General features: G+C 43.9%; 19 protein-coding genes and 1 tRNA gene. 13 read left to right on the top strand and 7 right to left on the bottom strand.

Annotated elements, in window-relative coordinates; all coding sequences use genetic code 11:
* Window position 1 precedes the first annotated feature (1 nt).
* Window positions 2–1,252, top strand: coding sequence for an FHA domain-containing protein (locus DW981_RS10080; RefSeq protein ID WP_118507625.1), 1,251 nt, complete (start codon window positions 2–4; stop codon window positions 1,250–1,252).
* Between the two features lie 203 nt (window positions 1,253–1,455).
* Here DW981_RS10080 and DW981_RS10075 read toward each other — a convergent pair whose 3' ends face one another.
* The 3 genes from DW981_RS10075 to DW981_RS15685 all read right to left on the bottom strand — a co-directional run bounded on the left by DW981_RS10075 (window position 1,456) and on the right by DW981_RS15685 (window position 3,093).
* Entirely contained in the window at window positions 1,456–2,094 is a 639-nt protein-coding gene (locus tag DW981_RS10075; RefSeq protein ID WP_118507624.1) for a hypothetical protein, read from the bottom strand.
* Between the two features lie 118 nt (window positions 2,095–2,212).
* On the bottom strand, window positions 2,213–2,863 hold the full coding sequence (gene ispE, locus DW981_RS10070) for a 4-(cytidine 5'-diphospho)-2-C-methyl-D-erythritol kinase (protein ID WP_243034720.1): 651 nt from the start codon (window positions 2,861–2,863) through the stop codon (window positions 2,213–2,215).
* Window positions 2,860–3,093 (bottom strand): hypothetical protein, encoded by a 234-nt coding sequence (locus DW981_RS15685; protein WP_243034719.1) that lies wholly within the window; start codon window positions 3,091–3,093, stop codon window positions 2,860–2,862. The genes ispE and DW981_RS15685 overlap by 4 nt, the downstream gene beginning before the upstream one ends.
* A gap of 255 nt (window positions 3,094–3,348) precedes the next feature.
* Between DW981_RS15685 and DW981_RS10065 the strand changes: the two genes are divergently transcribed.
* Both DW981_RS10065 and DW981_RS10060 read left to right on the top strand, forming a co-directional pair.
* A complete protein-coding gene (locus DW981_RS10065; protein ID WP_207663999.1) occupies window positions 3,349–4,485 on the top strand; it encodes a M15 family metallopeptidase in 1,137 nt (378 codons plus the stop codon).
* An 18-nt stretch (window positions 4,486–4,503) separates the two neighbouring features.
* The gene (locus DW981_RS10060; protein ID WP_118507622.1) at window positions 4,504–5,232 is read left to right on the top strand and encodes a lysophospholipid acyltransferase family protein; all 729 of its coding nucleotides are present in this window, start codon (window positions 4,504–4,506) and stop codon (window positions 5,230–5,232) included.
* A 35-nt stretch (window positions 5,233–5,267) separates the two neighbouring features.
* Here the strand turns inward: DW981_RS10060 and DW981_RS10055 are convergent, their stop codons facing one another.
* Window positions 5,268–6,989 (bottom strand): glycoside hydrolase family 25 protein, encoded by a 1,722-nt coding sequence (locus DW981_RS10055; RefSeq protein WP_118507621.1) that lies wholly within the window; start codon window positions 6,987–6,989, stop codon window positions 5,268–5,270.
* A 258-nt stretch (window positions 6,990–7,247) separates the two neighbouring features.
* Here DW981_RS10055 and DW981_RS10050 point away from each other — a divergent pair, with 258 nt between their 5' ends.
* The 9 genes from DW981_RS10050 (at window position 7,248) to DW981_RS10015 (ending at window position 16,912) form a co-directional block, all read left to right on the top strand.
* Complete coding sequence (locus DW981_RS10050) at window positions 7,248–8,843, top strand: putative DNA modification/repair radical SAM protein (RefSeq protein ID WP_118507620.1); 1,596 nt, start codon at window positions 7,248–7,250, stop codon at window positions 8,841–8,843.
* Window positions 8,840–9,649 carry a TIGR03915 family putative DNA repair protein gene (locus DW981_RS10045; protein ID WP_118507619.1) on the top strand — a complete coding sequence of 270 codons (810 nt, stop codon included), beginning with the start codon at window positions 8,840–8,842 and terminating at the stop codon, window positions 9,647–9,649. Before DW981_RS10050 ends, DW981_RS10045 begins: the two co-directional genes overlap by 4 nt.
* Before the next feature lie 171 nt (window positions 9,650–9,820).
* The gene (locus DW981_RS10040) at window positions 9,821–11,269 is read left to right on the top strand and encodes a 4Fe-4S dicluster domain-containing protein (protein WP_022024523.1); all 1,449 of its coding nucleotides are present in this window, start codon (window positions 9,821–9,823) and stop codon (window positions 11,267–11,269) included.
* Between the two features lie 116 nt (window positions 11,270–11,385).
* Complete coding sequence (gene metG, locus DW981_RS10035) at window positions 11,386–13,419, top strand: methionine--tRNA ligase (protein WP_279220191.1); 2,034 nt, start codon at window positions 11,386–11,388, stop codon at window positions 13,417–13,419.
* Between the two features lie 143 nt (window positions 13,420–13,562).
* Window positions 13,563–13,633: transfer RNA gene (locus tag DW981_RS10030), tRNA-Gly, on the top strand.
* 117 nt (window positions 13,634–13,750) lie between these two features.
* Window positions 13,751–14,509: a histidinol-phosphatase gene (locus DW981_RS10025; protein ID WP_118507618.1), complete on the top strand. Its 759-nt coding sequence runs from the start codon at window positions 13,751–13,753 to the stop codon at window positions 14,507–14,509.
* The gene (gene trmB, locus DW981_RS10020) at window positions 14,506–15,156 is read left to right on the top strand and encodes a tRNA (guanosine(46)-N7)-methyltransferase TrmB (protein WP_118507617.1); all 651 of its coding nucleotides are present in this window, start codon (window positions 14,506–14,508) and stop codon (window positions 15,154–15,156) included. The genes DW981_RS10025 and trmB overlap by 4 nt, the downstream gene beginning before the upstream one ends.
* 203 nt (window positions 15,157–15,359) lie before the next feature.
* Window positions 15,360–15,485: a hypothetical protein gene (locus DW981_RS15935; RefSeq protein ID WP_279220190.1), complete on the top strand. Its 126-nt coding sequence runs from the start codon at window positions 15,360–15,362 to the stop codon at window positions 15,483–15,485.
* Window positions 15,486–15,748: 263 nt separating this feature from the next.
* Window positions 15,749–16,912: an FprA family A-type flavoprotein gene (locus DW981_RS10015; RefSeq protein WP_022024527.1), complete on the top strand. Its 1,164-nt coding sequence runs from the start codon at window positions 15,749–15,751 to the stop codon at window positions 16,910–16,912.
* Window positions 16,913–17,039: 127 nt separating this feature from the next.
* On the opposite strand, the gene DW981_RS10010 is transcribed toward DW981_RS10015, so the two are convergent.
* Window positions 17,040–18,560 (bottom strand): TrkH family potassium uptake protein, encoded by a 1,521-nt coding sequence (locus DW981_RS10010; protein ID WP_118507616.1) that lies wholly within the window; start codon window positions 18,558–18,560, stop codon window positions 17,040–17,042.
* A gap of 81 nt (window positions 18,561–18,641) precedes the next feature.
* Window positions 18,642–20,030, bottom strand: a complete 1,389-nt coding sequence (gene trkA, locus DW981_RS10005) for a Trk system potassium transporter TrkA (RefSeq protein WP_118507635.1) — start codon at window positions 20,028–20,030, stop codon at window positions 18,642–18,644.
* A 214-nt stretch (window positions 20,031–20,244) separates the two neighbouring features.
* On the opposite strand from trkA, the gene DW981_RS10000 reads away from it, so the two are divergent.
* The gene (locus DW981_RS10000; RefSeq protein ID WP_118507615.1) at window positions 20,245–21,186 is read left to right on the top strand and encodes an AEC family transporter; all 942 of its coding nucleotides are present in this window, start codon (window positions 20,245–20,247) and stop codon (window positions 21,184–21,186) included.
* Here the strand turns inward: DW981_RS10000 and DW981_RS09995 are convergent.
* The gene (locus tag DW981_RS09995; RefSeq protein WP_118507614.1) at window positions 21,160–21,603 is read right to left on the bottom strand and encodes a hypothetical protein; all 444 of its coding nucleotides are present in this window, start codon (window positions 21,601–21,603) and stop codon (window positions 21,160–21,162) included. The genes DW981_RS10000 and DW981_RS09995 overlap by 27 nt on opposite strands.
* Window positions 21,604–22,016 lie beyond the last annotated feature (413 nt).

Here is a 22,016-nt window from a genome sequence, read left to right as displayed (position 1 = left end):
TATGGAAAAAAAGGGTTTTAAATGGCAAATATTTTTGGCGGCACTCCTGCTTTTGATGCAGAGTGCCGTACTTCTTATGCCGTGGCTGCAAATTACCGGAGACCGTTTTGTGTCGGTTGCGATGGAGATCAACCGTGAGGCAGAACAGATCGCTGCCGGTAAAGCCAGGGAAGCCGGGGCATATGAGGTTACGGACAACTACGAACGTGGTACGTCCATGCGGGAAGCCAAAGCCAAGGAATATCAACAAAAAGCAGATGAAGCATTACATGGCAGACAGGACAGCATTGATGGACTGCATCTGGCGGGATGGTGTTTGAGCAGCGGGGCGGATCTGGCGTTTGAGGGAATTCAGGTACAAGAGGGATACTCTCTGCGCACCAGTGATATTCAGATGGTGCTGCAAATTATGGGAGCGATGCTGTTTGCACCGGCGTTAATGGGGCTGGTAGTTTGCTCGTATATGCTTTTGCGACGAAAAACCCCGCGGACACTGATCTTTTTGGATGGTGCAGTGACGATCGGGATTGGTGTGGCGTGGCTGACTGTGATCCCGGAACTTTTGTGGGAGCAGATGCAGTCGGCGGTGCAGTCTTATGAAATGGTGTCCGAGGGCGTTCTTGCAATCCCGGGTGTGGGAGAATACTCCATTCGTGCGGTGTTGTGGGGATTTGCGGACAGCGGATATTTTATACAGATATTGTTGGGGGGCTTGCTGATACTGTTGAGCTTTGCTTATTTTACAGTGTGTCGGCCGGAACGGGAGCTTGTCGAGATCGAGGAAGTGCATCACGGAGAATATGAGCCGAAAGAAGTTCAGAATTGGGAGGTATTTCCAATGGCTCCGATGCCACAGGCGGTCAGAGAAGCGGAAAGACCGGAGGAAGCAGCAGAAAAAGAGCTTGCTCCCGAATTAGAATGTTTTCCGATGCAGTATGATGGCAGTGGGCACATTCAAGGAGTACGGGGACAGTTATCCGGACAGGATTTCGTTATGCAGCCGGATGCCGAGGTTATTCTTGGCAATAGTTTGGAATTATGTGACATTGTGGTCACACATTCTGGTATTAGTCGTCGACATTGCGGTGTACGATATGATTCCCTGATCGGACAGTATCGTGTGATCGCCTATACAAGTCAGCCGATCAAGATGTCAAATGGCAAGATCTTGCGGACGGACAGCTATACGCTTGCCAGACCGGGTACAATGGTCTATCTTCTTGGCGATGAGGAAGTAATCCGGCTTGGGTAAAAAAGCAAAGCCAGCGCTTTGCTTTTGTCACGCTACACAACAGCAATTTCCGATCAAAAAAAAGCGGGGCACCTTGACATATATCCAAAGTGCCCCGCCCTTTACAAAAGAAAGGAATCGTTGTCAATTATATCGTATTGACAACATCATTATGAATAATTGTCCCACGAATTGTTAATGGGAACACGTCATAATCGTATAGATCATGATAAATAATCAGAGTAATCAGCGGCAGTCGTTACGCCGTTTTTCCAATCATTCATCTTCTTCTTTGTCTCCTCCAATGTTTTCTGACAAATATCAGGAAGATCTTCTCCCCAGGATTTCGTCGCCTGCTTAAATCCCTTTTCAATAGCAGAGATCATTTCGTCTGCCTTGTCAGTATCGCCACCGGTTAAAGCAATTGCCATACTTACCATGCGGTCAGAAGTTTGCTTTATGCCCCAGTAACCATCGTCAGAGATTGCTTCCTGTGCTGCTTTGATCGTATCAGGATCTGCATTTGCAGCAGCCTTGCGGAATGTAGCCGCCAAATTTGTTCCATTGGCAAGATCAAATACACTGCCCTGTTTATTCAAAAGCTTCTGTACAAGATTCTGCATGGAAGTCATACGGGACTCCTGATCTTTCTTTAACTTTGCGATAATGTTATCGCGGTTGTAGATCTGATTGGCAGAATCTTTCTTTGTGGTTGTCGACTTCTCATATACCACAGAAGAATCCTCTTTCTTCGCTGCAGATGAAGAATTTGTGGTATCCGGCTTGGCTGCTGCCTGGCTGTTCACCGTTGCTGCTTCAGCAGTATATGTACCTAGAACACCACTTGTTGCTGTTAAATCCATAATTGAACCTCCTTTTTCTTTGCTTGTTAACCGCTGCCATCCGTGGCACACGGACTGTTTTCGTATAACACGAGCGTTTCTTCTCTCATATTATATATCGGCATATTAGAATAGAACTTTATAGCGCCGGTACATTTTTCGTCTGGCACAAAATGACATCATAATTGGTGTACTTTTGTGTCGCAGCGGACAGAGCCATGCGTGCCGCAATTTCGTCTTGGAATAATCCATAAGTAGTCGGACCGCTACCGCTCATCAACGCACCAACAGCGCCGTTTTCCAACAGAAATTGTTTCAGCTCTGCTAAGACAGGATATTTCGGAATCGTCACCGTCTCCAATACATTACTGAGTAAGTGTGCGACTTTGGCTCCATCGCAGTGTGCGATCGCATCTAAAACCGCATCCGTATCCGGGTGATCCAGTTGTTTTTGCAGATCAAGATTGCCATAAACATAAGCGGTGCTAACGGAAATATTTGGTTTGATCAGTAATGTCCACATTGATGGAAGTGGAGTCAGCGGAGTCAGTATTTCGCCAATGCCCTCCGACAACATTGTTCCTTTGCGGATGCAGAAAGGCACATCTGCGCCAAGCGTAACACCAATGTCGCACAGTTCATCGAGGGACAAGCCCAGATTATATAGTTCGTTAATTCCCAAGAGCGTGGCTGCGCAATCACTGCTGCCGCCTGCTAAACCCGCTGCCGCAGGGATATTTTTGGTCAAAATGATATTCATGCCATCCGGCAGAGCATAGCGTTCCTTCATAAGAATTGCTGCGCGGTACACAAGATTTTTTTGCATAGGGCAGCCATCAGGAGCTCCTTATTCATGGAAAGGGTAATTTCTTCAGCAGTTATCTGTTCGATCGTGACTTCGTCACACAGGTCGATCGTCTGCATGATCATGCGCAGGTCATGATAGCCGTTTTCACGACGCCCGAGGACATCCAGAGTCAAATTTATTTTGGCGGGTGCTTTTACCGTTATTTTATCCATATCAAACCTCCTTGTTTGTAATGATGCTTGCATGAACAAGCCTGATATTGTATACTTGTTTCTGCTGCATGCAAAGAATGCAGCCGTTTCTATCAGTATAGACGATGCTGATTGTTTAAGCAAATGTAATATATTTGTCATAGAAATTTTACACGACTATGCTATGATTTTATGGTAGAAGCTTTCTATACGAAGTGTGTGGGAAGTTCAGAAGAATACAGATTAGAATGTGGGGATACGATGAGGAAAAAAAGAATGATAGTAACAGGGGCAGTTGTCTTTTTGACAATTGCCGGTGTTTTGTGTGGAAAAAAATTATTTGCAGGCAAAGACACATCCGATCATAAAGGCACCAAGACATCCGGATATGAATATTATTATAAGGATAATGATCATCCGGAGGACAAAGACGTGAAAAGTTCGAGTGAACCGGGAGCAACGAAAGCACCACTGATTCAGGTGGATACGGATCCAGAGAGCATTACTGTGCTTGTTAATCGAGAGTATTTATTGCCGGAGGAATATATTCCGGAAGATCTGGTAGTGCCGGATGTGCCGTTTAGCTTTTATGGGACGTATGAGAAAAGCTATATGAGAAAAGATGCAGCGGCAGCGCTTGAGAAGCTTTTTGCGGGGGCAAAAGAGCAGAATATTTCATTAAAAGGAGTATCGGCATATCGTTCTTACAGCCGCCAAAAAGAAATTTACAATCGAAATGTCAGTACAAAAGGGAAGAAGAAAGCGAATCAGGTATCCGCTTTTCCGGGCAGTAGTGAACATCAGACCGGTCTTACGATAGATGTCTCTGCAGACTCGATCGGCTGTGCGTTGGAGCAGTCCTTTGGAAAGACGATCGAGGGGAAATGGCTGGCAAGTAACTGCTATAAATATGGATTTACGATCCGATACCCAAAGGAGAAAGAAGATATTACAGGGTATTCTTATGAGCCATGGCATATTCGTTATGTTGGCAAGAATTTGGCAAAGCGCTTGTATAAGAAGAAATTAACGTTGGAGGAGTATTATCAGACGACAACTGTAGATAAGAAGGTGAAACCGGAAGATCAGGTTAAGGATACGGATACTGGAGCACCAAAGGAGCCACAGATGACTTCTGCACCGACACCAAATCCTTCGTATAAACCGAAGAAAACACCGAAACCGTCCAAGTCGTCTGCACCGACTAAGTCGGCTAAGCCTAAGAAAACGAAAGCTCCAAAGCGGACACATGCGCCGAAGCCAAAGAAGACTAAGAAACCAACAGTTACGAAAGCACCGGTCAAAACACCGGCTGCAACGAAAGCACCGGTGCCAACGAAGGCGCCAACAAAAGAACCAACGAAGGCTCCAGAGGAGACCAAAGTGCCATCTGGAGATGAAATGAATGAGTAATTAGGATAGGAGGATGTTATGCGTACTATTATCGTAGTATTGTTTTTACTTTTGTATACGATCGTCAGCTTGCCGATGTATCTGATCGGATTTATCTTGGGTAAGATGGATCCAAAGAAAAAGGTGCGAATGTCACAAAGATTTGTAGCAGGAGGATTTCGATGTATTTTGTTCTTGTCCGGTGTTAAGGTGACAGTCAAAGGTAAAGAGAACCAGATCCATGACAAGGCGGCGTTGTATGTGTTTAATCACCGCAGCTTCTTTGATATTGTGGTAGGATATGCGACTGCGCCAATTCCGTCTGCATTTGTATCAAAAAAAGAGATTGAAAAGGTGCCGATGATCTCCTGGTGGATGAAATACTTAAATTGTCTGTTCTTGGATCGCGATGATATTCGTCAGGGAATGAAAGTGATCTTAACCGGTATCGAGTTAATGAAAGAGGGAACCAACATTTTTATTGCTCCAGAGGGAACGCGTAATAGCAGCGATGAGCTGCTTCCATTTCATGAGGCGAGCTTTAAGCTTGCTGAGAAGTCCAAATCGCCGATCGTGCCGGTTGCCATGAATAATATGGACGCTGTGTTGGAGCAGCATATGCCTTGGATCCACCGCACACATGTTATAATCGAATATTGTGAACCAATCTACATGGATAGTATGGAACGTGCCGAAAAGAAAAAGATCGGCGAGAAAGTTCGTCAGATCATCAGTGATAAAATAAAAGAAAATGCTGCGGAAGTATAATCCGCAGCATTTTTGTTTTAGCCTTAATCCTAGAATTAAAATTGTGTTGCATTTACATATCCGGTATGTAATTTTTTGCCTTTGAGATAGACTGTCATATACCATGTATGCTTGCCGGACTTCTTGGTTTTCAATACGATCACCGGCATATTCTTTGGCAGTGTTGCCAAGGTTTTCGCAGAGGCAGAAGCGCTCTGTTTGAGCGGAGATCTCTTGGCGGTGATCAAAGTCTTGCGTAACTTTAACCCTTTGATCGAGGTCAGGTATCCGTCAAAGGTCTTACTGCCTTTATGGAACTGCACATGGTAAAATTTTGCTTTATTCTTCAATACCGTTTTACCAATGTAGCGAACAGTTGCACCTGCCGGGATCGTCGCACGTTTGGCAGATTTTGCCGATGGTTTCTTGAGGAGCTTCATAGCGGTTTTAGTCTGAAAACCTTTGCCGCCCGGGGTTGTTCCTGCGGAAACTTTCAAGTATGCACCAAAGTACTCTTTGCCGTTAACTTTGCGATAGGCGCGTATTTTATAGAAATATTCGCGGTTTTTTGCTAACTTTTTGTTGATCCATTTTTTGGTTGTCGCTTTTGTGATCGTTTTCACTTTCTTATAAGTACCGTTGTATTCGCTGGAACGATATATTTCATATCCATCGCCACCGGTCGCACCCTTCCAAGTCAGCGTGATCTTTTTGGAGCCGGATTTAGCAGTTATACCGGAAACTGCTTTTGGTTTGATCGTAAAAGATGTTGTGCGTGTTCCGGTGAAGTTGCCTTTGCCTGTGATCGTGACGGTTGCCTTGCCCGGTTTTTTATTGTTGCTGTACGTGACGGTATAATCGCGTCCGGCTTTTAATCCGCGGCGGTTTAGTGTAACGGTTAGCGCAGGCTTGATCTCTTTGCCGGTATAGATCTGCGTCGGGATTTTTGCGATGGCTGCATCTTTGAGCTCACCGCTGTTGAAATTTATCTTTGCAATATCGGTATCAGAATACCAGAAATTACAGTCTACATTTGTCGTAAATCCATTGATCTTGCCGGTACTGCTGTATTGCCAAATATCGTATTCGCCGGTATAAGATGTTTTCGTCGTATAGTTGGCGAGCCAGATCATGTATTTTTGCTGAAGACTGGCGCCGTTGATCAGTGTCTTTAAGTCACTCGAATTGGCATAGATCATCGGTGTGTATCCGCCTGCCGAGATCGTGTCGCAGAAAGCTTCACAGTTTGCCGTTGCCTGTGCTTTACTGATCCCTGCCTTTGGACTGACAAGCGATCCGTCGGAGTATTGGTATTCATAATCAAAAGCGATTGGAAGCTCTATGTCATAGTTTGCTGCCATTTTCAGGCAGAAGTTAGCTTCTTCGATAGCCTCTTTGGTCGTGCGGGCTTCGGTGAAGAAATATAATCCGACATGGACTCCGGCATCCAGTGCATCTTTGATATATGTTTTAAAACGAGGATCTTCTACAACTGTGCCGGATCCCCAGCCGCGGTAGCCAACCCGGATAAAGGCGTATTCTACACCATCTGCAGCGGCTTTCGCCCAATCAATTGCTCCATTATGATAGGATACATCGATGCCATGATAGACGTTTTTTCCATGGAATACATCAGAGTGTGTATAGGTTTTGCCGGTAAAAGGACTGACCGAAGTGGATGCTGCACTTGCGGTGACTGCCTGTGTGTTCGGTAGCATTGTTCCAGATGACACTACCATAGATACTGCCAGTAAGGCACATAATAATTTTTTTCTCATCCTTAATATTTATTCCTTTCTATGAATAAGTCCCAGCATAGTAAATAATGCCATGGACTACTTCGTTCATATGTTTTTACTGCCATCGTCGTTGTACCAGTGTATTCGACAAATGTGGTAAAAAAATGACAAGCCCATTATAACAGGAAACAATTGGCAGGGCAATGTTTGTTGACAGGATAAGGACCGGGTGATATAATACGAACAAATGTTCGATTGAGGTTGCGATTGCGTGATGGGAAAGGATTGTGGTTTGCTATGATATTACAGGAGAATGCAACATTACAGCAGAAGCTTGCGATATTATCAGATGCAGCGAAGTATGATGTTGCATGTACTTCCAGTGGTGTTGCCAGAAAGGCAGAAGCCGGGAGCATTGGAAATACAGAGGCGGCAGGTATTTGCCATACATTTTCCGGAGATGGCAGATGTATCTCTCTGCTTAAAATATTGTATACCAATGAGTGCGTATTCGACTGTAAATATTGTGTGAACCGATGCTCGAATGATGTGCCAAGAGCGAGCTTTACCCCAGAAGAAATATGTACTTTGACAATGGAGTTTTATCGACGTAATTATATCGAAGGGCTTTTTTTGAGCTCCGGGATACTGCATTCACCCAATGAAACGATGGAACAGATATGCAAGGCATTACGTGATCTTCGGATCATACATCGGTTTAACGGATATATTCATTGTAAGGCAATTCCGGGGGCGGATCCTGCGCTTATTGAGATGGCGGGTTGGTATGCGGATCGTATGAGTATTAATTTGGAGCTGCCGACGGAAGAAGGATTAAAACGTCTTGCACCCAATAAGACGCGCAAGACGATCTTGACACCGATGCGCCAGATTCAAAATGGAATGGCAGAAAGTCGTGAGTATCTCGGCATGAAAGGGGGCAATTACGGTGCATATCATTTTACGCAGGAGCGAAAGCAGAAACGTCTTGCCATGCGGGGAGCTAAGGATGCTTTTGGTACACATGCAATCTCACGGGGAGTTGCGAGTGCTTCCGGTGCACATACAGTCTCACGGGGAGTTAAGGGCGTTCCCGGTACAAATGCAGACAATGGTGGATACAAGATTTCTCATTCCGAAAGCGGGGACAGCGTGATCACAGGGACGGACCTTATGCGGCAAGGGAAAGCCTCATCTGGATTGCAATTGTGGAATTTCTGCGATACGAAGAGGGGATTTGTCCCGGCCGGACAGAGTACACAGATGATCATTGGTGCCTCCGGGGAGACAGACTATGAGATCATGGCGGTATCAGAAACGTTATACCGGCGTTTTGACCTGAAGCGGGTGTTTTATTCTGCGTTTATCAATGTCAATAAGGATAGTACTCTTCCGGCACTGGATAGTCAGCCACCGCTGCGGCGGGAACACCGCTTATATCAAGCAGATTTTTTGCTGCGCTATTATGGATTTGAGGCGAATGAGCTATTATCACCCAGCCGCCCTAATTTTAATACGTATTTGGATCCTAAATGTGATTGGGCGTTGGGACATTTGGAGTTATTTCCAGTAGAGATAGAAAGTGCAGATTATGATACGCTGCTTCGCGTGCCGGGGATCGGCGTGAAGTCAGCAGGCCGTATTATCCGTGCAAGGCGTACCGGCAGAGTGGATTTTGATTCGCTCAAGGCGATGGGAGTCGTTCTTAAACGGGCTATTTATTTTATTACATGCCATGGGCGTATGTTTCAGGATTTTCTCAAAGTGGAGGAGGACTATATCACACGCAGTCTTTTGGCTGATAATACAGATGTGATGCGGGGATTTGGTGAGAGGGTAACGTATCGGCAGTTGTCGTTGTTTGATGATTTTCCAAACGGAGGATTGGTATGAGGCAGGAAGAGGAGAACAGACCGCTTCGGATCTATCAGTGTGAAGATACACAGGACGGGATATTGACAGCGGTATACGAGGCGGGCATTTCCGGATATGGGCATAAGTATATTCGGATCGCACCGATAAGGGAAGGCGAGACAGAGTCCTTTGTCCTATTTGCGGAATATATTACGGTAGTAACGGATCCGGGGCATGCTCGCATTGTCTTAGATAAGGTGCAAAGCGGCATTAGCAGAAATGCATATGAGTATGTTATGTATGCGCTGGCGTCGAATGATCCGGAGAAGGCCAATCTGGTGTATCAGTTTGTTACATATGGTTTTACCATTGGCAGAAGGGTAACGGATGCGATGCAGATACCGTGTGTCAAGGCAATCTTCGCGCTGCAGAGGCGTGTCCGCAATGAGGCGGCATGGTTTCGGGAAATATTGCGTTTCCAGGAAGTCTCTGTAGAGCCATCGGTACTTTTGGCGGTGATCGAGCCGGATCACCGTATATTGACAATGATCGCCTCGCATTTTGCAGATCGCCTCAATCCGGAGCGTTTTATAATCTATGACAAGGGACACTGTGAGGTGATGATCCATGTTCCCGAGCAGCCTTGGTATATTCGAGCGTTGACAGTACAGGAATGCGCACAGTTAGATGTGCTTTTGGAGCAAAAAGAAGAATATGTCATATTATGGAAGACATTTTTTGACAGCATTTGTATTCATGAGCGTCGCAATGATTCATTGCAGACAAATATGGCACCCAAGAAATACCGCACGCATATGACAGAATTTCAACCCGAACAACAATAGACTATTTTCGCGACAGGGTGATCTTTTCAGAAGACAAATTGTCATAATCGCCGTGTTTTGGTATGAAAATGCAAACGTATTGTGTAGATTTTCCACAAGGGATATGTTATAATGGCGGAAAACTGTATTGAGAAAAATTATTAAGATGAACCAAATGGAAAGGAGTACAATATGCTTTCAGATGACGTAACAGTGTTAAACATTAAGCACAAGGTTTTACAAGAGGTAGCCAAGTTAGCGTATGACAAGAAACTTGAGGAGGGGAAGGAGCTTCTTCCATTCCAGATGATTCCGGGACCAAAAGCAAGATTTCGTTGCTGTATTTATAAAGAGAGGGAAATTATCCGCCAGCGTGTGCGTTTGGCAGAGGGTAAATGCCCGAGTGATAAGCAGAGTGACAGCATGATTCAGGTTATTTCTTCTGCTTGTGAGGAGTGTTCCATTGCACGTTATGTAGTAACAGATAACTGTCGTAAGTGTATGAAGAGATCCTGTCAGCAGGCGTGCCGCTTTGGTGCGATCTCTATGGGAAAAGACCGTGCTTACATCGATCCTAGTCAGTGTAAAGAATGTGGACTTTGTTCTAAGGCATGTCCATATAACGCCATTGCTGATCTGATGCGTCCATGTAAGAGAGCGTGTCCGGTAGATGCAATGTCTTTCGATGAGAATGGCATTTGTGTGATTGATGAGGAGAAATGTATTCAGTGTGGACATTGTATTCACAGCTGTCCATTCGGTGCAATTGGATCCAAGACTTTTGTTGTAGACATTATTAATGATATGTTGGCTGGTAAGCCGGTATATGCTATGGTAGCTCCGGCAACAGAGGGACAGTTTGGTAAAGATATTTCCATGACCAGTATCCGAGAAGCCTTAAAGAAGATTGGATTTAAGGATATGATCGAAGTTGGTCTTGGTGGAGACATGACAGCAGCTGCAGAGGCAGAAGAGTGGGCAGAAGCAGCCAAAGATGGCAAGAAGAAGACAACCTCCTGCTGTCCGGCATTTGTAAATATGGTCAAGAAACATTTCCCGGAGGTATGGGATTGTGTATCTACGACAGTATCACCAATGTGTGCAGTGTCCAGAATGATCAAGGCGAAAGAGCCGGAAGCGGTAACTGTATTTATCGGACCATGTGTTGCTAAGAAATCAGAATGTCAGGATAAGAGCATTGAGGGCAATGCAGATTATGTATTAACATACGGCGAACTCAGTTCTATTATGAAAGCTAGGAATGTGAAGTTTGAGCCGGCGGAGAATGATTCACAGGAAGCAAGTATTTATGGTAAGAAATTTGCTAATGCAGGCGGTGTTACTGCGGCAGTGATTCAATGTTTGGAAGAGACACAGGGAGATGCCGATATCAAAGTTCGTACCTGTAATGGTGCAGCTGAATGTAAGACAGCATTGACATTGTTAAAACTTGGCCGTTTGCCGGAAGACTTTATTGAGGGTATGGTCTGTGAAGGCGGTTGTGTTGGCGGCCCTAGCCAGCACCGTACCGAGAAGGCAGCGATGAAAGACCGCAATGCATTATTGGGTGAGGCAGATGAGCGTGGAGTACACGAGAATCTCGAACATTATCCGATGGACACCTTCTCGATGCATCGTTAATTTTGAGCATAGGAATTTGTCAATGAGGTATCTTGACAGACCATATGGGATAAACTAAACTAGTAAAAGGCTAGGAACACAAAGAAGCAATAAAACGAGTAAATCGTCTTTAAGGTTTGGGACACCGAGCCTTAAAGACGTTTTTTGCAGAAAGAGGGAACGAAATGGCAGACAAGAAGACATTTTATTTGACGACCGCGATCGCATATACGTCCGGCAAACCACATATCGGTAATACGTATGAGGCAGTGCTCGCAGACAGTATTGTGCGTTATAAAAGATTAGAAGGATATGATGTTCGTTTCCAGACCGGTACGGATGAGCATGGTCAGAAGATCGAACTGAAAGCGGAAGAGGCAGGAGTAACGCCAAAGCAGTTTGTTGATGACGTATCCGGACAGATCAAGACAATCTGGGATCTGATGAATACATCGTATGATAAATTTATTCGTACAACGGATGATTATCATGAGAAACAGGTACAGAAAATATTCAAGAAATTATACGAGCAGGGAGATATTTATAAAGGATTCTACGAAGGAATGTATTGTACACCATGTGAGTCTTTCTTTACATCATCCCAGCTTGTTGATGGTAAATGCCCGGACTGCGGCAGAGAATGTCAGCCGGCGAAAGAAGAGGCATACTTCCTCAAGCTCAGCAAATATGCAGACCGCTTGATCGAGCATATCAATACACATCCTGAGTTTATTCAGCCAGAGTCCCGCAAGAACGAGATGATGAACAACTTCTTGCTTCCGGGACTGCAGGATCTCTGTGTATCCCGCACTTCTTTCAAATGGGGAATTCCGGTAGATTTTGATCCGGATCATGTTGTATATGTATGGATTGATGCATTAAGCAACTATATTACCGGTCTTGGATTTGACTTAGATGGTAATGACACTTTGGAAAATGGCGAGGATCTTTATAAGAAGTTTTGGCCGGCAGATCTGCATCTGATCGGTAAAGACATATTGCGTTTCCATACGATTTATTGGCCGATCATGCTGATGGCACTTGATCTCCCACTTCCGAAGCAGGTGTTTGGTCATCCATGGCTGCTTCAGGGCGACGGCAAGATGAGTAAATCCAAGGGTAATGTGATCTATGCAGATGATCTTGTTGATATTTTCGGTGTTGACGCTGTGCGTTATTTCGTATTGCATGAGATGCCATTCGAGAACGATGGTGTGATCAGTTGGGATCTGATGGTAGAGCGTATGAACTCCGATCTTGCGAACGTACTTGGTAATTTGGTAAATCGTACGATCTCGATGACAAATAAATACTTGAGCGGCGTTGTGGCAGACAAGGGTGTATCTGAGGAAGTAGACGATAACCTCAAGCAGTTTGTTCTGGCAACACCAGCCAAAGTAACAGCCAAAATGGACCAACTTCGTGTAGCGGATGCGATTACAGAAGTATTTGCTCTGTTCAAACGCTGCAATAAATATATTGATGAGACAGAGCCTTGGGTTTTAGGCAAAGATGAAGCAAAGAAAGATCGTTTATCAACAGTATTATATAATCTGGTTGAGGCGATCACGATCGGCGCCAGCCTGTTAGAGGCATTTATGCCGAATACAACGGATAAGATATTAGCTCAGCTTGGCGCACAAAAACGCGCTTATGATCAGATGGATCAGTTCGGGCTGTACCAGTCAGGTGGACACGTTGTAGAAAAACCGGAGATCCTCTTTATGCGACTGGATCCAAAGGAAGTGCTTGCCAAAGCAGAGGAGATCAAGCAGAAACAGATCGCAGAAGCTAAGGCAGAGAGTGGCGAGACCGAAGAGGAAGTCATTGATATTGAGCCAAAAGAGGAGATTACATTTGATGACTTTATGAAGATGCAGTTCCAGGTAGGAGAGATCATTGCCTGCGAGGAAGTGAAAAAGTCCAAAAAGCTTCTTTGTTCACAGGTTAAGATCGGCAGCGAAGTAAAGCAGATCGTATCCGGAATCAAGCAGCATTATTCCGCAGAGGAAATGGTCGGCAAGAAAGTGATGGTTTTGGTGAATCTGAAACCAGCTAAGTTAGCCGGAGTTCTTTCTGAAGGAATGTTACTTTGTGCAGAAGATGCAGAAGGTAATCTGGCACTGATGGCACCAGAGAAAACGATGCCGGCGGGTGCAGAGATTTGCTAAAGAAATCTTTACTTTTTGAGTAAAATCTGATTTAATATATAAGAGATAAGGGTCAAAAGCAGATAGCAAGTATGCAGACATACATTGTTATCTGCCGAGATGGCCTGTTAAGAGCTAACAAGTAGCAGATCACTTGCAAATATGCAGCTGTAGTATATCGGTAGTACATTAGCTTCCCAAGCTAAGGGGGCGGGTTCGACTCCCGTCAGCTGCTTTTTTACGGAATAGGAAATTGCTAAAGCAAAGCGCTGGCTTTGCTTTTTTACGGAATAGGAAATTACTAAAGCAAAGCGCTGGCTTTGCTTTTTTACGGAAAGAAGGAAACGAGACCATGTATGCAAATTATCATACGCACACCAAACGCTGTCAGCATGCAGTAGGTGAAGACCGCGAGTATGTTGAGGCTGCCATTGCAGCAGGGATACAGGTGCTGGGCTTTTCGGACCATTGCCCATGGGTCTATAAAGATGATTTTGTGTCCGGAATCCGTATGAGAGCGGATCAGGTTGAAGAATATGTGGATTCTATGCAGAGACTGCGAACAGAATATCGCAATAATATTCGAATTTTGATCGGCTTTGAAACGGAACATATGCCGGATCTGATCGAAGCGCAGGATGAATTACTTGCACCATATCCGATCGACTATATGATATTGGGTCAGCATTTTCTGAAGCAGGAACGCGACGGAGTTTATACCGGTGCGCCGACAACGGATGAAACAACGTTACAGAACTATGTGGATACCGTTATTGCAGGGCTCGAGTCCGGCAGATATCTGTATTTGGCTCACCCGGATCTCATTAATTATGTTGGAAATGCAGCGATTTATGAGCGGCACATGACAAGACTTTGTCAGTATTTAAAAGAACATGACCGCCCGATCGAGTTAAATATGCTTGGTGCTGTTGATGGCAGACATTATCCGAGCAAACGCTTCTTGGATATTGCGGGCAAAGTGCAAAATAAAGCAATTATCGGAATAGATGCACACAGTCCGGAGCAGATCAAGCGGTCCAACGTTGGAGAACAGATGCTCCGCAGCATGGCGCAGGAAATTACAATTATCGAGCAAATGGAGGAAGTATGAGATTACGAAATATAAAAGGAGCTGACGAAAGAATTTTGGCGGATCCGTATACGATACAGACGGATGGTACGGATGGAGCTGATTTCAAGGGACGTTGGAATCGTGAGTATTTTCATAATGACCATCCGATACACATAGAGATTGGCATGGGAAAGGGTCAGTTTATTACGACGTTGGCACAGCAGAATCCGAACATTAATTATATAGGTATTGAAAAATATTCCAGTGTATTGATTCGCGCCATTGACAAAAGAGAGGAGCTTGCATTAGATAATCTGCTTTTTATGAGAATGGATGCGGAAGAAATTACCGATTATTTTGAGCCGGGCGAGGTTGGCAGGATATATCTCAATTTTTCAGATCCATGGCCAAAGGATCGTCATGCAAAGCGTCGTTTGACCTCGACTACATTTTTGTCAAGATACGATCAGATCCTGCAGCGGGCTGGTGTCGTTGAATTTAAGACAGACAATCGCCCATTATTTGATTTCTCACTCGAGCAGCTTCAGGAAGCGGGCTGGCATGCCGATTATGTATCCTATCATTTACATGAAAATGGACCGGCAGCAGATAATATTATGACGGAATATGAGCAGAAATTTTATGCTCTAGGCAATCCAATCTGTAAATTCAGAGCACACCGATAGACAAAAAAGAAACAGCAGATAGGCTTCATGTTGTTTGCATGAAACCTGACTGCTGCTTTTCGTTATAGAAAACTTCTCGCTTCCTATAATGAAAACATGATCTGCGAGAATGCGATCACTGCACAATTGATGTTGTGTAGAACAGATCCCCACTCTAGTACATACAATCGTTTGACGTATTAGAAGAACGATCGGAAGCCTTGTTGGAAGATTTGTTGGAAGAGCTGTTAGAAGATTTGTTAGAGCTCTTGTTGCTTGACTTTGCAGAAGATTTGTTAGAGGAATTGTTGCTTCCGCAATTCTGTGTGCTGTCAGAGCAGTTCTCATAATTTGGTGACTGATTTGTTTGTTTTTTTGACATAATAATCTCCATTTCTGTAAGGTGTTTATGGGCACCGCAAAACGTTACAGAGTAACCCATAATGATCAACCGGTTACATTTATAGTGTGCCACCGGTTAGCAAATTTATGACGATGTCAAATGGAAATACATGGTAATTCCATATTATTTTTAGTAGCATTTTACACATAGGATGTGTATAATAGAGGCAGAAAAAATATAAGCCCGTTGTGGCAAGAATGGAGGATACATATGAGTGTTAAGTTTTCAGATTCTGTAAAATACATTGGAGTGGACGATACAACGATCGATCTATTCGAGAGTCAGTATGTAGTACCGAAAGGAGTTTCTTATAATTCCTATGTCATTTTGGATGACAAGGTTGCATTGATGGATACGGTGGACAAGCGAGGCATGGAGCAGTGGGAGAAGAACTTGACTGCAGCGTTAGACGGTCGTGCTGTAGACTATTTGATCATACAGCATTTGGAGCCGGATCATGCCGGAAGCATTGCGCGTTTGGTAGAATTATACCCGGAGGTAACTTTAGTTGGAAATGCGAAAACGTTCCAGATGCTTCCACAGTTTTTTGACCTGCCGTTAGAGGGACATACTTTGACAGTTAAAGAAGGTGATACACTTTCTTTGGGATCACATACATTGACATTTGTAATGGCACCGATGGTACACTGGCCGGAAGTTATGGTTACTTATGAGAGCAGCGAAAAAATTCTGTTCTCCGCAGATGGTTTTGGTAAATTTGGTGCACTGTCTCTTACTGAAAATGAGGACTGGGCGTGTGAGGCACGCAGATATTACTTTAATATTGTTGGTAAATATGGAATACCGGTGCAGACTTTGTTAAAGAAAGCGGCCGGACTTGATATTGCAACAATCTGCCCGCTACATGGACCGATCTTGACAGAAAATCTCGGATATTATTTGGATCTTTACAATACTTGGAGCAGTTATGAGCCGGAAAGCAAAGGTATCCTGATCGCATATGCGTCTATTCATGGCAATACCGGTAAAGCAGCAGAGAAACTTGCAGAAATCCTCCGCAGCAAGGGTGCAGAAAAAGTCGTTGTCAGTGATCTTGCGCGAGAAGATATGGCAGAAGTAATAGAGGACGCATTCCGTTATGACAGAATGATCGTGGCAGCAGCAAGTTACGATGGCGGCGTATTTCCTTGCATGCAGGACTTCCTGCATCATTTGCAGAGCAAGGCATATCAGAATCGCAAAGTTGGAATCGTAGAGAATGGTTCTTGGGGACCAACTGCGGCACGCACGATGAAAGCAATTTTAGAGCCGATGAAGAATATTACGATCGTAGATCCGGTCGTTACGATCAAGTCAACACTGAAAGAGAGTGATATTCCGAATTTGGAAGCATTGGCAGATGCAATGCTGTAGATATAGGTTATGTTATGACAGCAGAAGTGGACTGTAATGACAATGGGAATCCTATTAGATAACTGTGTTAGTAAAAAGGCTTGCACCGTAACGGTGCAAGCCGGTTTTGCTTTTGTATGCCATTCGCTTATTTATTTGCTTTTTTCTTAGCCGCCTTAGCGGGAGCGGTTACCCGTCGGCTGGATTTTTTGTCTTTGGAACGATGAAATAGAGTATCTTTCCACAACGCAGGATGAAATAGGATCAACAGTGGAAATAGCTCCAGTCTGCCTGCGATCATATCAAACATAAAGACACATTTGCTGAAAGGAGTAAATGCTCCAAAATTTTCTATCGGGCCGACTTTTTCCAATCCGGGGCCAACATTGTTGAGTGTTGTTGCAACAGAAGTAAATGTTGTCACCAAGTCCTTTTCCTCAAAGGAGATCAGGAAGGTTGAAACGGCAAATACGATTATATATGTGATAAAATATACATTCGTTGCACGCAGCACTTCGTGTTCCACCGGTTTCTTTTCAAATTTAACCTTCTGAATACTTTTCGGATGGATATAGGAGTGCAATTCCTTACCAACTGTCTTAAATAAGATCACGATACGCGATACTTTCATACCGCCGCCGGTACTTCCTGCACATGCACCGATAAACATCAAAAGCACCATGATCGTGCGTGAAGATTGCGGCCATAAGTTAAAGTCAACGGTGGAATAGCCGGTTGTTGTAATAATGGAAGCGACCTGGAAAGAAGCCTGGCGCAATGCATCTGCTGCATTTCCAACCATCTGTAAAATATTGCAAAAGATAATACCGATCGCTACTGCAATGATCAGAAAATAATAACGAACTTCCTCCATTTTCAGAGCATTTTTCCATTTGCGAAGCAGTAACAGATAATAGGCATTAAAATTCACACCAAATAGCAGCATAAATATTGTGATCACCCATTGCAGATATGGAGAATAACTTGCAATGCTATCATTTTTAATACCAAATCCACCAGTACCGGCGACACTAAATGAGGTCGTGATCGCTTCAAATAAAGACATGCCGCCGAGCAACAGCAGGATTACCTGAACGACAGTCATGCCAAAATAGATCACATACAAAATCTGTGCCGTGGATTTAAGATGCGGCACCAGCTTGCCAACGGAAGGCCCCGGGCTCTCCGCACGCATCAGATTCATATTGGAGCCGCCACTCATAGGAATGATCATCAGCAAAAAGACGAGTACACCCATACCACCGATCCAATGTGTAAATGCGCGCCAAAAAAGTGTTGCATGGCACAGACATTCCACATCACTCAACACCGTCGCTCCTGTGGTCGTAAAACCGGACACGATTTCGAACAGTGCATCCACGTAACTTGGATATTCACCAGTCAATATTAATGGGAGAGAACCGAAAATACTGAGTGTGATCCAACTGGCGGCTGTTGCCAGACAGCCTTCCTTAAAATAAAACATCGCATTTTTGGGTTTATGACGTGTTCCCAACACACCCAGAACAATGCAGATAACTGCGACCAGCAGATACCATACACTTTTCTGTTCCATATATAGGACACCAACAATAAATGGAAAAAGGAGCAATGCACCTTCAATCATTAATACATACGATAAAATATATTTTACAGCCGAATAATTCATATTAAATCTACATTCCTTTCTATGCCAGCCAGCCTTTCTGGGGCTTCAGCACATTGCCGCAGGCACAGTATATCTTGCCGTTTATGCCAGAATATCCTGCAGATCGCCCAGTCCGGTGTGTGCAGTTACGATCAATACGGCATCGCCGACCATAATGCAGTCATTACCGGATGGCATGATGATTTCGCCATTGCGAAAAATACACGAAACCAAAAGATCCTTCTTGAGTTTCAGTTCCATTAAAGGTTTGCCGGTTACTTCACATTCTTCTTTCACCAAAAATTCCACTGCTTCCGCACGAGAATCAAACAAATTGTATACAGTTTCTACGTTGCTGTTTAGCGAAGCACGTTTTGCGCGCACGTAGGCAATGATCGTTTCAGAAGTAATATGTCTTGGATACACAACACTTCCCAGATCCAGTTCGTTGATCACGGTTTTGAAGTTGGAGCGGTTAATCTTCGTAACTACTTTGGCATCCGATACGTTTCTGGCATGAAGCGTCAGAAGCACATTTTCCTCATCAATTCCAGTCAGAGAGACAAAGGATTCTACATGCTCAATGCCTTCTTCCTTAAGAAGTTCGGTATCTGTGCCATCGCCATTAATAATGATCGCATCCGGAAGCATCACAGCCAACTCTTCACAACGGGCGCGGTTTCGCTCGATCATTTTGACTTCGATACCGACATCCAGTAAGCATTTTGCCAGATAATAAGCAGCTTTGCCACCGCCGACGATCATTGTGTCACGCACCTGATTGGTAGGAAGTCCAATGCGTCGCATAAAATTCTTCGCGTCATGTTGAGCGGCAACGAAAGAAACCATATCTCCCTCTTCAAAGATAAAATCTCCGGCTGGGATCGTCATTTCGCCATCGCGTTCTACGCCGCAAATGACGATACGGTCGAGAAGTCCGGTACGACCCAAGTCTGCAATCGATTTCTGATTCATTGTATTATTTTCAGCAAGCTTAAACTTTACGATCTCGGCCTGACCATGAGCAAAAGAGTGAACTTCCAAGGCAGTAGGCAGGTAGAGTAATCGCGCTGCCTCATTTGCAGCTGCTTGCTCCGGGTTAATGATCAGCGCAAGTCCTAGTTTCTCACGTAAATAAGGGATTTCTTCACTGTATTCCGGAGTTCTTACACGGGCAATTGCAGAGCAATCGCCGACGCGTTTTGCAACAGTACAGCACAGCAGATTGAGCTCGTCAGATTCGGTGACAGCGATCAACAGGTCTGCGCTCTCAATGCCTGCCTCCATCTGTACACTGTAACTTGCACCTGTTCCAACAATGCCCATTACATCATACATGTTTGTCAGGTCATGGACTTTAGTGGGATCTTTGTCAATCAAAGTGACTTCATGCCCTTCTCTGGTTAGCTGGTCGGTGAGCGTTTCGCCGACTTTACCACAGCCAACAACAATAATTTTTAACCCTCTGCGGGTTAAACTTTTCTTTGCCATCTCTATTCTCCATTCTTTCATTTAATTCCTGCGAGAAAACGACATTGTCCCTTGCGTAAATTATAGTATAGCACAATTCTCTATTTTTGACACTATAAAGTATTATGTGGTACAGTTATTGGTGCAGCAAATAAAAATAGGTGAATACGATTTATAGAAATTATCTATGGAAATAGATTTGCTATATTAGAAAAAGAACAGAGGAGATAATACGATGAGTAGTTTTATATTTAGCTTAAATGCGACAGTTCCGGTATTTGCAGTGATCGTGATCGGTAATCTTTTATGCAAGATTGGCTTGATCGATGAGCACTTTGCAAGCATATCCAATAAATTCGTGTTCAGAGCCTGTCTGCCTTGTATGATCTTTTTGGATCTGGCTGATACTAACATCCGACAGAATTTTGATGCACCGTACATAGGGTTTTGTTTTATTATAACGCTGATTTCCATCGTTGTGATCTGGTTTTTGGCGGCAAAGCTAATGCCGGACAAATCAATGGTCGGTGCTTTTGTGCAGGGATCATACCGCAGCAGTGCGGCGATCTTAGGTGTTGCCTTTATTCAAAACATATATGGGACTTCCGGCATGGCACCATTGATGATCATTGGATCTGTCCCTCTTTACAATATCTTTGCGGTCATCATTTTGACCTTTACGAGCAGTGACGCAGACAAAAAGGGCATCCGCAAAGCGTGTATTGGCGTGTTGACAAATCCGATCATCATTGGAATTGTGCTTGGGATGATCGCATCATTTTTTAATATTAAATTTCCGTGGATGGTTAAAAAGACAATATCGAATATGGGAGTTATGACCTCGCCGTTAGCACTTATTTCGATCGGTGCAACATTTCGTGGCAGAGAGGCACTTGCAAAGATTAAGCCGACCTTGGGTGCATCCTTTATTAAGTTGATCGGTCTGGCTGCTGTATTTATGCCACTTGCCATATATATGGGATTTCGCGATCAAAAGTTGATCGCACTTCTTATCATGCTGGCATCGCCCTGCACACCGGCGTCTTATATCATGGCAAAAAACATGGATGGCGATGCAGAGCTTGCCTCTAGTATTGTGGTCGCAACCACAGTTTTGTCAGCGGTAACATTGACCGTTTGGATCTTTGTATTAAGAAGTTTTGGTTTTGTCCAATAATTGATCCAGCTTATCATGGATCTCTTCTGTTGATTTTTTATTATATTTCACAATAAGTTTGGCGGCCTGCAACGTAGTTTTGTTGATGGATTCTTTGTACTGTTCGAAAGAAGCATCGTCGATAGTGGCAGGTTCGCCTTTTTTGTCATTCAGACGTTCCATCTCCTGACTCATTAATTCTAATAATTTATCTTGATAAGCTCGCTGCAGTAAATCCTGCTGTTCTTCGCTCTGTTGTTTCAGCATGAGCATACCATCCACCATAAAATAGGTAGCAGCCAGTGTGACGATCACCATCAGTATACCTAAAACTGCGCCCAACAGGGATCCGGCAAAGACATCTTGAAAAAGAATGATTCCAAGCAAGCCTGCCATCCAAACTAAAGCAGCCGCAATAATTGTTTTTCTCGTTTGCATAATAATATATCAATCCTTTCTTAGATCGTAAATGTTGCTTTATCAGCACAAAAATAGAATACCACGAACAAGGATATGCTGTCAAAGAACATACAATACAAAATAAAACATATGAAACAAATAAAAAACATAATTCTTAAGAATTCTTAAGATTGCGTTCAAACTATTGATTTTGTTATTAATATTTGGTGTACTAAATGTATCAAAGACAAAAAAAGTAATATCCCTTATGCTGCTATGTTGCGGTATAAGGAAAACAAAAATTTCATAATAGCAGGAAGGAGTGATCATTATGATCCAATGGAAAAATTAATCTTAAGTACAATAGCAGCGATAGGAATCGCCTGCTTTGCAGGAGGAACAGCAGATGCGGCATCGGTTAAAATTGATGAGAAGACATTTCCGGATGTTTG

Source organism: Clostridium sp. AM49-4BH, from assembly GCF_003478335.1.
Taxonomy (GTDB): domain Bacteria; phylum Bacillota; class Clostridia; order Lachnospirales; family Lachnospiraceae; genus Butyribacter.
The sequence above is the reverse complement of the archived record's forward strand: the minus strand, read 5'-3'. Positions and strand labels throughout refer to the sequence as shown.